Annotated in this window: 7 protein-coding genes and 2 pseudogenes; 1 reads left to right on the forward strand and 8 read right to left on the reverse strand. The window is 68.3% G+C overall.

Features of this window, described 5'->3' with window-relative positions; all coding sequences use genetic code 11:
- The 8 genes and pseudogenes from ACV4UX_RS13960 to ACV4UX_RS13995 all read right to left on the reverse strand — a co-directional run.
- Nucleotides 1–614, reverse strand: a pseudogene (locus ACV4UX_RS13960) (ATP-binding protein); the annotation flags it as partial.
- 13 nt (nt 615–627) lie between these two features.
- Nucleotides 628–1,860, reverse strand: coding sequence for an ABC transporter substrate-binding protein (locus ACV4UX_RS13965; RefSeq protein WP_491593889.1), 1,233 nt, complete (start codon nt 1,858–1,860; stop codon nt 628–630).
- Complete coding sequence (locus tag ACV4UX_RS13970; RefSeq protein WP_491593890.1) at nt 1,857–2,444, reverse strand: peroxiredoxin; 588 nt, start codon at nt 2,442–2,444, stop codon at nt 1,857–1,859. Before ACV4UX_RS13970 ends, ACV4UX_RS13965 begins: the two co-directional genes overlap by 4 nt.
- A gap of 2 nt (nt 2,445–2,446) precedes the next feature.
- Complete coding sequence (locus ACV4UX_RS13975) at nt 2,447–2,947, reverse strand: TlpA family protein disulfide reductase (RefSeq protein WP_491593891.1); 501 nt, start codon at nt 2,945–2,947, stop codon at nt 2,447–2,449.
- A gap of 216 nt (nt 2,948–3,163) precedes the next feature.
- Nucleotides 3,164–5,626, reverse strand: coding sequence for a PAS domain-containing protein (locus tag ACV4UX_RS13980; RefSeq protein ID WP_491593892.1), 2,463 nt, complete (start codon nt 5,624–5,626; stop codon nt 3,164–3,166).
- A 448-nt stretch (nt 5,627–6,074) separates the two neighbouring features.
- Nucleotides 6,075–6,800, reverse strand: coding sequence for a 4Fe-4S dicluster domain-containing protein (locus tag ACV4UX_RS13985; RefSeq protein ID WP_491593893.1), 726 nt, complete (start codon nt 6,798–6,800; stop codon nt 6,075–6,077).
- A 14-nt stretch (nt 6,801–6,814) separates the two neighbouring features.
- A pseudogene (gene fdnG / locus ACV4UX_RS13990) lies at nt 6,815–9,843 on the reverse strand (formate dehydrogenase-N subunit alpha).
- Nucleotides 9,844–9,866: 23 nt separating this feature from the next.
- Nucleotides 9,867–10,109: a hypothetical protein gene (locus ACV4UX_RS13995; protein ID WP_491593894.1), complete on the reverse strand. Its 243-nt coding sequence runs from the start codon at nt 10,107–10,109 to the stop codon at nt 9,867–9,869.
- 136 nt (nt 10,110–10,245) lie between these two features.
- Here ACV4UX_RS13995 and ACV4UX_RS14000 point away from each other — a divergent pair.
- The coding region (locus tag ACV4UX_RS14000; RefSeq protein ID WP_491593895.1) for a pentapeptide repeat-containing protein at nt 10,246–12,831 on the forward strand (2,586 nt) is incomplete at its 3' end.

Below are 12,831 nucleotides of genomic sequence, written 5' to 3' on the forward strand. Positions count from 1 at the left end.
GTGAGCTTGGTGAGGGGGTCCACCACATAGCCCGAGAGGACCAGGGCGATGAAGAAGATGATCACCACCACCAGGGAGATGAAGCCAAGGAAGGTGAGCCGCAGCTTGGAGACCAGGGAGTCCATGTGGCTCTGGCGCAGGCCCACGTGCACCCGGCCCAGGGTGTAGATGCCCTCCTGCACGGGCACGGACATGTCCACGGCCTCGTCGTGCTCGAAGACCACGGGGCGCGGGCGGCTGTCCTGGTTTTCCACGGGCCCCACGGCGTCGAGCAGCGCCTGGGGGAAGGGGCGGGTGAAGGTGTGGGCGAGCAGCTTCCCCTCGTTGTCCACGATGAAGATGTAGGCCACCAGGGCCTTGCGCTCACCCAGCTGGGCGGCGTCGAAGAGCAGGGCCACGAGGCCCGCGCGGTCCTGATCCAGGATGAAGCCGCCGCCTCGCTCGGCGATGGACTGGGCGATGGCCAGCCCGCGCTGCTCCAGTTCGTGGCTCAGGCTGTTCACCAGAATGCCCCGGGCCAGCAGCGCGATGACGCCGCTGATGAGCAGGATCACCCCGGCGGTGGCCAGGAAGATCTTGTTGCGCAGCGAGAGCTTGCGGACGCGGTTGAGCATGTCGCGTGGGGGCTTAGTCGCAGCCGCGCGGGGCGAAGGGCCTGGCCCAGTCGGTGACGAGCACGAAGCGACCTCTCTCAAGCTTGGTGAAGTAGACGCGCTCCAGGCCCTGGTGGTCGCCGGGGCCGTAGGCCAGGGTGTCGGCAAGGCCCAGGGAGTAGTCGCGGATGGACTCCACGGCCTCGATGAAGCGTTCGCGGTCCGGGTCGGGGCCGGCGCGGCGCAGGCCCTCCACGAGCACCTTGGCGTTGATGAAGCCTTCCAGGCCCACGGCCGTGGGCGGGTGGCCCGGGTAGGACTGGTTGAGCAGGTCGTCGTATTCCTTGACGCCCCAGAGCAGGGCCTGGGTCTCGGGGAGGTCGGGCGGGGGCATCACCTGGGAGACGAGAACCTTGGCGCGTTCGTCGGGGCCCAGGGCCTTGGCGATCTCCTCCGCGCCCACGAAGGAGACCGCGTAGAAGACCATGTCGGGGTTGTGCTCGCGCGCGAGCTTGATGAACTTGGCCGAAGGGGCCGAGGTGCCGATGATCACGGCGGCCTGGGCCTGGCTCTCCAGGATTTTCCAGAGGCCGTCCTCCACGTCCATGGTGCCGCGCACGTAGGAGCCACGCGCCACGGGGGCCATGCCGTAGGTCTTCAGGGCCAGCTCCGCTCCCTTGAGGCCGTCGAAGCCGTAGGCGTCGAACTGGTAGAACACGCCGATGCGCTTGAGGCCCAGGTTCTCGATGAGGTGGCCCACGGCGGCGGCCGTTTCCTGGTAGTAGGAGGGACGCACGTTGATCACGTAGCGCTGGAAGGGCTCGCGCAGGTCGTAGGCGCCGGTGAAGGAGCCCACCAGGGGGATGCGCGCCTCGGAGAGCATGGGAAGTATCCGGGTGGTGGTGGGCGTGCCCACGTAGCAGGAGAGGGCGAAGACGCCGTCCTCCACGATCAGGCGCTGGGTGTTGGCCACGCAGCGGGGCGGGTCGTAGCCGTCGTCGTGGACCACCAGGGTGATCTGGCGTCCGTGCACGCCGCCCCGGGCGTTCACGTGGCTCAGGTAGGACGTGGCCCCGCGCAGGGTCTCCTGCCCCAGATAGGCGGCGTGGCCCGAGAGGGGCAGGCTCGCGCCGATGCGGACCTCCGTGGGCGTGATGCCGAGCTTCCCCGTCTGGGGCTGGGGGGGCGGCGGGGGCTGGCAGGCCGCCAGCGGGAGAATCAGCGCCAGGAGCAGCAAGGCCGCTGCGGCCAGGGCCGGGCGCCTCATTTCAGGTCCGCCAGGGCCTGGGCCAGCTGGCCAAGGTCCGGCCGGGCGTTGATGTCGTGCACGTCGATGAAGCGGATGACCCCGGCCTTGTCGATGACGAAGAGCGCCCGCTCCGACACGCCCTCGGAGCGCAGGACGCCCAGCTTCGCCGCCAGCGCGCCGTGGGGCCAGAAGTCCGAGGCGGCCTTGAACCACACCCCGCCCATCTCCACGATCCAGGCGTTGAGGCCGGGCACATTGTCGCAGGTGACGCCCAGCAAGGCCGCGTCGTGTTTCTCGAAGAGTTCCTTCGCGAGGTTGTAGCCGGGCCACTGGCCGGAGCACACGGGGGTCCAGGCGGCGGGCACGAAGGAGAGCACCAGGTTCTTCTTCCCCAGATAATCGGAGAGGCGCGCGCGGGAGCCGTCGGTTGCGGGCAGATCGAAGTCCGGGGCCTTGTCGCCCACCTTGACGGCCAGCACGGAGTCCACGGGCTTGAGCGTCCCGGGCTGGTAGATCAGTTCAGGCGGCACGGCCTTCTGGGCGGCGGCCGCCGCCGGGAGCAGGGACAGGAGCAGGGCCAGGGGGAAGGCGAGACTCCGCATGGTCATTTGCCTCCGATGCCCGTCTTGGCCAGGGCCTGGTTCAGGAAGGTCTCGGCCGAGGAAACGCAGCCCAGATGGCCGTCGACCACCGTGAAGCCCGGACCAGAGCGCGCCAGCACGTAGTAGTAGGGGGTTCCCACCTGGCCGAGGGCCTTGTAGGCGGAGAAATCCTGGTCCGGGATGAGCGGCAGGCGCAGGGTGAACTTCTCCCGGAAGACGTTCACCTCGAAGGGCGAGTTGCCCGCGCCCAGGCCCACCAGCTTCACCTTGCCGGCGAGCCCCCGGTCCTTGATGGCCTGGTGCATCTTGGCCAGTTCGGGGGCGTCGCGCTGGCAGAAGGGGCAGTACATGGAGAAGACCACCAGGATGACGGCCTGGGCCTTGATGTCCTTGAAAGAGAAGGGTTTTCCGGGCTCGATCCCCAGTTCCTTCGCTTCGGAATCGGAGAGCGGGGCCTTGAAGGCGAGGTCCGGGAGGGCCTGGCCCACGGCCAGGGGCTTCATGGAGGGCGAAACCGATGCGTCCCCAGCGAGGACGAGCGAATGCTGAAGAAGGCAAAACAACAGCATCAGGGCCTGGATGCGTAGTCTCATTGTCGACCTGCCTTGATAGGATGCTCATGAATAGACGAAATGCGTGGAAATCGCCAGGATTTGTTGCGCTTGTCTGGGCTTCGCGGCCGCATGCGGCGAGCTTTACGGTGCGCGGCCGCGCGGGGCTCAGGGGCCGGGCGCGGCGTTGCCCAGGGCCAGGGCCAGATCGGCCAGGCCGACGGGTTTTGGGAGGAAGTCGTCCATGCCTTCGGCGAGGCAGCGCTCCTTGAAGCTGGGCAGGGCGTGGGCCGACAGGGCCGCCACGCGCACGTCCCTGTGGGGCTCCCCCGCCTCGCCCGCACGGATGCGACGCGTGGTCTCGAAGCCATCCATGCCGTCCATCTCGATGTCCATGAGCACCGCGTCGTAGCGCGCGCCCGGTTCGGCCAGCAGGACAAGGGCCTGCGCGCCGCTCGTCGCCTGGACGCACCGGTGCCCCAGCCGCGCCAGCAGGGCGGCCACCACCTTGAGGTTGATGCGGTTGTCGTCCACGGCCAGCACCGTGAGGGGCCGACTGACGCACAAGTACCGGCTCGTCTCGCCCTGGTGCGCCTTCGGTCCGTCGGCCGGCGGCAGGGGGACTCGGCAGACGAAGCGGCTGCCGGTTTCCGTGGTCTGCTCCAGGAAGACGTCCCCCCCCAAGGCCTGGGCAAGGCCCCGGGCGATGGCCAGCCCCAGGCCGGTGCCCTCGGCGGGGCGTTCCCCGGGGGCATGTTGCATGAAGGGGTCGAAGATGCGCGCGCGCAGGGCGTCGGGGATTCCGGGCCCGGTGTCGGAGACGGTGAAATCCAACGAGTGGCGGTCCGGGGCGTCCTGCGGCGCGGGGGCCACGCTGAGGGTCACCGAGCCCTGCGTGGTGAACTTCACGGCGTTGCCCAGCAGGTTGAGCAGCACCCGGCGCAGGCGGCCCGCATCGCCCAGCACGTGGCGTGGAACCTCGGGGTCCATGCGGAGCAGCAGGTCCAGCCCCTTTGGGGCCGCCGTCACGGCCAGGGTTTTCACCAGGGCGCGGGCCAGTTCGTGCAGGTCGAACCGGGCGGGAACCAGGGCCAGCTTGCCTGCCTCGATGCGGGAGAGGTCGAGGATGTCGTTGACGATGCCCAACAGCGCCCGTGCCGAGTCCATGGCGGTTTCCAGGTGGTCTCGCTGGAGCGGGTCCCGGGCCGCGTGGAGCGCCAGTTCCGTCATGCCCAGGATGGCGTTCATGGGCGTTCTGATCTCGTGGCTCATCCTGGCCAGGAAGTCGCTTTTGGCGCGGTTGGCGAGGTCGGCCGCCTCCTTGGCCTCGCGCAGCGCCTGTTCGGCCAGCTTGCGTCCGGTCACGTCCTGGGAGGTGCCGAATCCGCCCAGGAGCGTGCCGTCGGGGGCGAATTCCAGTTCGGCGCGCTCGCGCACCCAGATGCTGCCGTCGTCCTTCGCGAGGCGGTGCTCGATGTCGTAGGGTTCTCCGCGCAGTGCGGCGCTCCATTGGCGGTGCACTTCGGCGCGGTCTTCGGGATGCACGCGCTCCAGGAAGGATTCGTAGGTCATGGGCGTGCCCGGGGGCACGCCGAAGATGCGGTAGTTCTCATCGGACCAGGTGAGCCTGTCGCGGCGCACGTCGAGCCGCCAGCTGCCCACATGGGCCACGGCCTGGGCTCGGCAGAGGTCTTCGCGGCTCTGGCGCAGCTCCTCCTCGAGGTTCTTCTGGTCGGTGATCTCCAGGGAGACGCCCACCACACCGGCCACCTCGCCCGAGGCGTCGCGGTGCGGGGCCTTGATGGAGACCCAGTGCCTGAGGCCTGCCGGGCCCAGCGAGGTCTCCTCGAAGTAGGAAGGGATGCCGCTTTCCATGACGAGGGCGTCGTTTTCCATGTGTTCGCGCCCGATCGCGGAGGGGTGCATCTCCCCGGATGTCTTGCCGAGAGCCTGGGAGGCGTCGCGGCCGAGCAGTTCCAGGACGGCCCGGTTGGCCAGGATCAGGCGCCCCTCGCGGTCCTTGGCGTAGATGGGGGAGGGGATGGCCTCCACCAGGGCCGAGAGCAGGTAGTTCACCCGCGCGAGTTCCAGTTCGGCCTGTTTGCGCGCGGTGATGTCCTCGCTGAAGATCACGATGCCCCCGATTGCCCCGGAGGGCCGCCGCCAGGGTCGCACCTCCCAGCGCAGCCATTGGATGGCGCCGTCGGCGCGGGCGAAGGGGTCCTCCTCGGCGCGTTCCACGGCTCCGGCCAGGCAGCGGACGTGGATGGCCTTCCAGCGTTCCGGGATTTCCGGGAACACCTCGTAGTGGCCCAGGCCTTCCAGATCACGGCCTTGGAAGCCGTAGTCGCTCTTCCAGCGTTCGCTCACGGCGATGTAGCGCATGGAGCAGTCCAGCATGGCGATGGAGGCCGGGGCGTGCTCTACGAAGATCCGAAGGAGTTCTTCGCGTCCCGCATGGGGGCCTGAGATGTCCGGTCCGGCGTGGAACGAGGGCTTGGGGTGGGGTGGAGCGCACGCGTCTTCGCAACCGCGCTCCCGGGCCAGGGCATGCTCCAGCTCGCGAACGCGGCGTTCCAGCTCCTCGTTGCGACGTGCAAGTCCGTCCGCAGGATGGTCGTGTTGAGGCATCGTCGCTCCGTGGTCGGCGATTGACGGGATGACCCGGGCTCTCAAGACGGACGGACGGACGGTCTTTGAACCTGACTCACGGGTTTCCCGTTTTTCTATCAGAGCCCGCACGGGCCGTCCAGGCGCGGGGCGTCACGGGCGTCGGGAAAGCCCCGGAAAGGGCCTAAGGGCGGCCCGTCAGCGCTTCCGGGCGGGCGGAAGCGGTCTCATCGGGGCGAAAGGCGCAGCACGGGGTTGGGAACGCGGGGGCTGGCGACCCCTTCCGGCCCCAGGAGGGCGGCTTCCGGCCCGGCAAAAGGGGCGGGCCGGCCCTGCCGCTTTCCGAAGTGGGAGGTCCAGTCCCGTCGGAAAACGGCCGGAGGTCCGGCCCGCCCGAGTCGAAGGCCGCCGCCGGTGGGGGACGGCGTGCCCCGGCCGCACGCGCGGCCGGGGCTTGGCGGCTATCCGGCTAGCCCCTTGCCTGGCGCAGGGGGGCGAGCAGCTTGTCCAGGACGGCGAAACGGGTGAGTCCCCGGGGTTCGGCGTCGGACATGAGGGTCTTGTGGTAGAGGTTGGGGGCGTATTCCGTGAGGAAGACCACCCGAACCTGGTCGTAGTCCACGAGCACTGCCTTGGGCTTGGTTTTCTTGATCTCCTCGAAGCGCTTCTTGGCCATGGCCAGCATTTCCTCGCGCTCTCCGAAGTTCATGGCGCCGGTGGGGCAGGTTTTGACGCACGCGGGCAGCTGGCCTGCCAGGACGCGGTCGTTGCACATGTCGCACTTGGTCATGATCTTGGTCTTGGGGTCCTGCCTGGGGATGTCGTAGGGGCAGGCGCCCTTGATGGTGTCGAAGGGCAGGCCCTTGGTCTTCTCGGTGAAGATGATCGCTCCGGTTTCCTTGTCCTGGGTGATGGCGTCCTTGACGATGCCGTCGCCCGCGTCCTTGCAGGGCGCGTCCACGCAGTGGCGGCACTGGTCGGGCAGGAAGAGCCACTTGAAGTCGTCCCCACGGTTGCCCACTTCCTTGAAGCGCACCACCTTGAGGGTGACGGCCGAGAGGTCGGGGGGGTTCTGGTGGGAACCGGTGTTCTTGGTCTGCTCCGCGGGGAGCTGTTTCCACTGCTTGCACGCGATCTGGCAGCCGCGGCAGGCGGTGCACCTGGAGAGGTCCACGAAGAAGGTCTTTCCTGGCATGTTCGTCTACCTCCCTAGGCCTTTTTCACGTTGACCATGAAGGCCTTGGTCTCGGGAATGCCGGTGTTCGGGTCGCCCACCGAGGGGGTGAGCAGGTTGGCGGAGTCGCCGCCTTCCTTGGGGAAGACCCATCCGTAGTGCCAGGGAATGCCCACCATGTGCACGGTCTGTCCCATGACCTGCATGGGCTGCAGGCGCTCCGTGACGATGGCGATGGCCCACAGCGAGCCGCGCGCGCTTTCCACGGTGCACTTGTCGCCGCCGTTGATGCCGCGCAGCTTGGCCAGTTCGGGGCTCATTTCCACGAACATCTGGGGCTCGGCTTCGAGCAGCCAGGGGGTCCAGCGGGTCATGACGCCGGTCTGCCAGTGTTCGGTGACCCGATAGGTGGAGCACACGAACGGGAAGCGCGGGTCGCAAACGGCCCTGGTCTCGGTGGGACCCTGGAACACCAGCGCCGTGGGGTTGTGCAGCACCTTGGAGAACGGATGCTCGGGGATCGGGCACTCCAGGGGCTCGTAGTATTCGGGGAAGGGACCGTCGTTGCGCCCGGGGCCGTAGAGCTGGGCGTAGCCGTCGGTGGTCATGATGAAGGGGTTGCGCCCGGCCTTGTCGTCGGCCATGGGGGCCCAGGGGCCGTCGGGCACGTCGCCCACCCACTTGCCGTCCTGCCATTCGATGACCGGCTTCTGGGGCTGGTAGGGCTTGCCCTGCGGGTCCACGGAGGCGCGGTTGTACAGGATGCGGCGGTTGACCGGCCAGGCCCAGGTCCACCCCGGGAAGAGGCCGATCTTCTCCTGCATGGGGGTCTGGGTCTTGTCGCGCCGGGCCGACATGTTCTTGTCGGTGTAGGAGGCGCAGTAGATCCAGTTGCCCGAGCAGGTGGAGCCGTCGTCCTGGAGCATGGCGAAGGCGGGCACGGGGTCGCCGGCCTTGAAGGTCTTGTCGCCGATCTTCTTTTCCTCAAGGAAGTAGCCGTTGATGAGCTTGGCGACCTTGTGAGGATCGAAGATGTGGTTGGTGGCGTGGTCCCAGTTGAGGTTCATGATGGGCTCGGGGAACACGGCCTTCTTGTCGGCGGCGTAGAGCTTCTTGATCTCTTCGAAGAGTTCGTAGATCAGGTCGCCGTCGGGCTTGGTGTTGCCCAGGGGCTTGGGTCCGGGGTAGCGCCACTGCATCCAGCGGCCCGAGTTGGAGATGGAGCCTTCCTTCTCGATGGACACGCAGCAGGGCAGGAAGAAGACCTCGGTCTTGATCTTCTTGGGGTTCATGCCCGGGCCTTTCCAGAAGGAGGCGGTCTCGGTGTCGAAGATGTTCACCGTGACCATCCAGTCGAGCTTGCCCAGCGCCTGGCGGACCTTGTTGGCGTTGGCCGTGGAGGCGGCGGGGTTCTGGCCCCAGGCGAAGAAGCCCTTGAAGGCGCCGTTGTACATGGCGTCGAAGAGCGAGAGCCAGGAGTAGTCCTTGCCGTCTTCGCACTTGGGCAGCCACTTGTAGGCGTCCTCAGGCTTCTGCTTGGGGTAGATGGCCTTGAGGTAGCTGGCGATGTACTTGGGCCGGTTGCCCCACCAGTTGGCCGACTTGGGGTCCTTGGTCTTGGGGGTGACCTTCTCGACGTAGGTCTTGAGGTCGCCCATGGAGGCCGCAGGGGTGGGCATGTAGCCGGGCAGGATGTGGAACAGGAGTCCCTGGTCCGTGGAGCCCTGCACGTTGGCTTCGCCGCGCAGGGCGTTGATGCCGCCGCCGGCCGTGCCGATGTTGCCCAGGAGCAGCTGCACCAGCGACATGGCGCGGATGTTCTGCACGCCCACGGTGTGCTGGGTCTGGCCCATGGCGTAGAGCACGGTGCCCGTCTTGTCGGGGGCGCCGGTGACGCCGAAGGTCTTGTAGACTTCCTCCAGCTTGTCCTTGGGGCAGCCGGTGATCTTGGAGACGTTGTCCAGGGTGTAGCGCTCGTAGTGCTTCTTCATGACCTGGAAGACGCACTTGGGGTCCTGGAGGGAGGGGTCTCTCTTCACGTTGCCTTCGGCGTCGCGGGCGAAGGCCCAGGCGGACTTGTCGTAGGCCTTCTTGGCCGCGTCGAAGCCCGAGAACATGCCGTCCTTGAATTCGTACTTGTCGCCCAGGATGTAGGACGCGTTGGTGTAGTTCACCACGTAGTCCTTGAACATCATGTTGTTGGCGATGATGTAGTTGATGAAGCCGCCGAAGAAGCCGATGTCCGAGCCCGACCGGATGGGGGCGTAGAGGTCGGCCTTGGCCGCCGATTTGGTGAAGCGGGGATCCACGACGATGACCTTGCCGCCAGCGTCCTTGGCCCGCATCACCCACTTGAAGGAGATGGGATGGTTTTCGGCCGGGTTGGAGCCGATTATCAACACTGCATCACTGTTCTTGATGTCGATCCAGTGATTCGTCATCGCGCCGCGTCCGAACGACTCTGCCAGAGCCGCCACAGTAGCGCTGTGTCAGATACGGGCCTGATGTTCGATGTAGGTAAGGCCCAGAGCCCGGAGCATCTGCTGGTAGATCCAGCACTCCTCGTTGTCCATGGCGGCGGAACCCACCGAGGCGATGGCCTCCAGGCGGTTCACTTCCATGCCCTTGGCGTTCTTGGCCTGTAAGGCGGCGTCACGCGTTTTCTTCACGCGCTTGGCGATTTCCTTCAGGGCCCAGTCGTAGGTCTTTCCTGCCACTTGTCGGAGTTGGGGGCGCGGTAGAGCACCTTGGTGATGCGCCGGTCGTTCTCCGTGAGCTGCCAGATGGACGCGCCCTTGGGGCACAGGGACCCCTCGTTGATGGGATGGTCGGGGTCGCCTTCCACGTTCACCGCGCGGCCTTTGCCGCCGTCGGCCGTGGAGACGATGAGGCCGCAGCCCACGGAGCAGTAGCAGCACACCGAGGTGGTCTGCTTGCTGCCCTTGAGCTTGGCCAGCTCGGCGGCCGCGTGGACCGTGGTCAGGTCCAGCCCCAGGCCGCCGAAGGCCGTGACCGTTGCCGCGGCAGCGGTCAGTTTGAGGAAATCTCGCCTTTCCAGTGACATGTGTGTCCTCCTGCCAGAGGTTTTCAGCCGGCCCGGGTGAACCGGCAATAGGCAACCATCATCTCGACGCCCCACAAGGGGACCTCAAACGGCCGGACTCTCGCCTTTCCGGCCGTCTCGGGATCGACGAAGCGGGAACGGGCCATGCGTGCGGCCCGGAACAGCACCGCGTCCAGGCAGATGCCCAGTCCCCCGAAGGGGAGGTCGCGACGGTTCCGGGCCGCTCTCGCGGCATGCCCCATAGTGTTTTCCCGCATGGTGCGCATGTAGTGGATAGAGGGACACCAGGCAATTGGAAGTCGCTTGCACGACTTTTGACACACGGCGCATTGGGCCTTGATAAACGGGGCCGATTGGGGAAATCTTGCGCGAACGTACGTCCCTTTTCGCGGGAGTGAAGCTTTGCAGGGCCAGAAAGCGGACGAATCCTCCTGGTCCCGGCAGGACGCCGGGATCGAACTGCGCCACCTGGCCGAGCGGGTGGCCGTGCTGGGCCGCAGGGGCGACCGCTCCGACGAGTCCCGCGATCATCTGGGCCAGGCCCTGGACAGGCTCCAGGCCGCCTTGTCCGTCCCCTTCCACGCCCTCTCCGCCCAACTGGGGACCGCTCTTGCCCTCTCCCTGGACGATCTGGCGCGACAGCCGGGGCGCGAGACCGCCCGCAAGGCCTTCGACTGTCTGGCCCGGCTGGGCCGTTTCGGACTGATCCTGGCCGCGCGCCTGGTCCGGGAAGGCGCGCACGATCCGGCCGGATCAGCCGGAGCTTCCCAGACCCTGGACGCCTCCGCGGCCCTGGGCCTGGCCAACCAGATGCTCCTGGAGCTGGCCCACGGGCTGCACGGCGACCCCGTGCCGGCCTTCGACCTGCTGGCCCAGGCGGCGGGGTGCGGACACGGGCAGGCCCGGCGTTTCCTGCAGTCCCACGCCGACGTGCAGCCGGGCCTGGCGCATCCCCTGCGCGAAGCCCTCAGGGAGGGACGCATCGGCCGCTCCTTGCTCCCAGCCGCCGGGGCCGACGGCGGGGAGACCCCGCCCGAGCCTGCGGAGGCTGTCGCCTGGACGGAGCTTCTGGGGCTGCGGCAGGAGGCCGTGGCCCTGGCTGCGGACCTGATGTCCGGCGGCCACGCCGTCCACGCCTGCGCCATCCTGGGCGCTCCGTTCCGGGCAGCCCTCCCCGAGTCCGAATCGCCTGACCGGAAACCTCCGGAGCATGCCGCGTCCCAGCGCGGCGCTGTCCTCTCGCAGCTGCTGGCAACGGCCACCCCGGAAACCGCCGGATCATGCCTCGCGGCGGTGTCGGCCCAGGCGCCGGACAAGTCGGCCTCGGCCTCGGCCATGCTCTTTCAAGGCAGGCCGGAGTTGCGTGCCGCCATGGCCGGGACCGTGGCCCTCTTCGATCCCCGGACGCTTGCCTCCTTCCTGAAGCGCCTGCCCGGACCCCTCCAGGCCGAGGCGTTGCGCCTGGCGCTGGCCCGCGTTTCCCAGGCCGACCCGCTGGGCCTGGCCAGGGCGCGGAGCCTGAACCCGGGCGGGGGCGAGAAGCCCGGTCCCGGGCCGGAGGCGGTCCGCGAAGCGCCTCCCATCCCTCTCGGCGCGCGCCGGGCAGGCCTGCACGTCCCCCCCGAACCTCCCGCGTCCGCTGGGGGTGAAGAGCCCCCGGCCGATCCGCCCCGGGAGCAGAGGCTGCTCGGCTTCCTGCGCAAGACCGGGCCAGGGCACGGCGAGCTCATGGAACTGGAGCGCGACGACGACGCGCCAGGCCGGGGGCAGGTGGTGCGCGAGCGGCGCTACGAGGCGGAGGACTTCCGGACCAGGCGCGTGGAAGGGGCGGCCTTCCAGGGGTGCGTTTTCGCCGGGACGCTCCTGGGCGGCCGGAGCTTTGTCCAGGCGAGCTTCCGCGACTGCCTCTTCGAGGGCGTTTCCCTGGAGGGCGCCGCGTTCTGGGGCTGCACGTTCGTGCGCTGCACCTTCCAGTCCTGCTCCCTGGCTGAGTCCGTGCTGCGCGACACCGCCTTCGTGGAGCTGTCGGCGCGGGCCGCCGGGTTCGCCGGGGCGCGCCTGAGCCGCGTGACCCTGACCCGCTGCGAACTCAAGGCCTGCGATTTCTCCGGCGCGCGCCTGGACGGCGTGGAGGCACGGGGCGCGGCCTTCGTCTCCTGCCTGTTCGACGGCGCGCGCATCTGGCGCAGCGTGTTCGAGTCCGCATCCAGCCCGGGATGCCAGGCGGTCCGGGCCGAGGCCTGGGACGTGTCCGGAGGGGAGCCCTTCTTCGCGGATTTGGCCCGCGTCACCCTGCACCGGGAGCTGATCGGCCCGCCGGGAGAGGGGCCTCTTCCAGCCCAGGAACCGTCGCGCGACGCGCTGGAGGCCTGGGCGGCCCGCCGGGAGACCCTCGGGCGGCTGGGCGTCCACGCCGCGGAGAACACCCGGCGCATGACGTTCGGCCGCCGGGTCCTCGGTCCCGCGCGCTCGCGGCTGCTCACGCTCCTGCCGCTCCTGCTGCACTCGGACTTCTTCGACCAGGCCGTTGGGCTCTTCCCCCTGGTCCCGCCCTGTCGCATCCGGGGATATCATCCGGACCCCGAGACCATGGCTCTCGCCCGGGAATTCTTCCCCGGGGCCGAGCCCCCGCCGGTCTCCCCGGACGCTCTGGCCATCGAAGGCCTCTACACCATCGGCAGCTTCGGCACCCTGGCCCAGGCAGAGGGTTCCGACCTGGACTTCTGGGTCTGCCTGGAGGCCTCCCAGGCCGCCGAGTCCGACATGGACGGCCTGGAGGCCAAACTGGCCGCCCTGGAGGAGTGGGCCGCAGCAAGCTTCGGGCTGGAGACGCACTTCTACCTGCTGGACATGGAGCGGGTGCGCGCCAACGAGTTCGGGGCAAGCCACGAGGAGGGCTCGGGTTCGGCCCAGGCCATGCTCCTCAAGGAGGAATTCTACCGCACGGCGGTGCTGGTGGCGGGCAAGCCTCCCCTGTGGTGGGCGGCG

This window comes from Fundidesulfovibrio sp., assembly GCF_058402725.1.

Coding starts and splice junctions, on each gene's coding strand:
- ACV4UX_RS13965 (WP_491593889.1), bottom strand. CDS start 1,860: ATGAGGCGCCCGGCCCTGGCCGCAGCGGCCTTGCTGCTCCTGGCGCTG.
- ACV4UX_RS13970 (WP_491593890.1), bottom strand. CDS start 2,444: ATGCGGAGTCTCGCCTTCCCCCTGGCCCTGCTCCTGTCCCTGCTCCCG.
- ACV4UX_RS13975 (WP_491593891.1), bottom strand. CDS start 2,947: ATGAAGCCCCTGGCCGTGGGCCAGGCCCTCCCGGACCTCGCCTTCAAG.
- ACV4UX_RS13980 (WP_491593892.1), bottom strand. CDS start 5,626: ATGCCTCAACACGACCATCCTGCGGACGGACTTGCACGTCGCAACGAG.
- ACV4UX_RS13985 (WP_491593893.1), bottom strand. CDS start 6,800: ATGCCAGGAAAGACCTTCTTCGTGGACCTCTCCAGGTGCACCGCCTGC.
- ACV4UX_RS13995 (WP_491593894.1), bottom strand. CDS start 10,109: ATGCGCACCATGCGGGAAAACACTATGGGGCATGCCGCGAGAGCGGCC.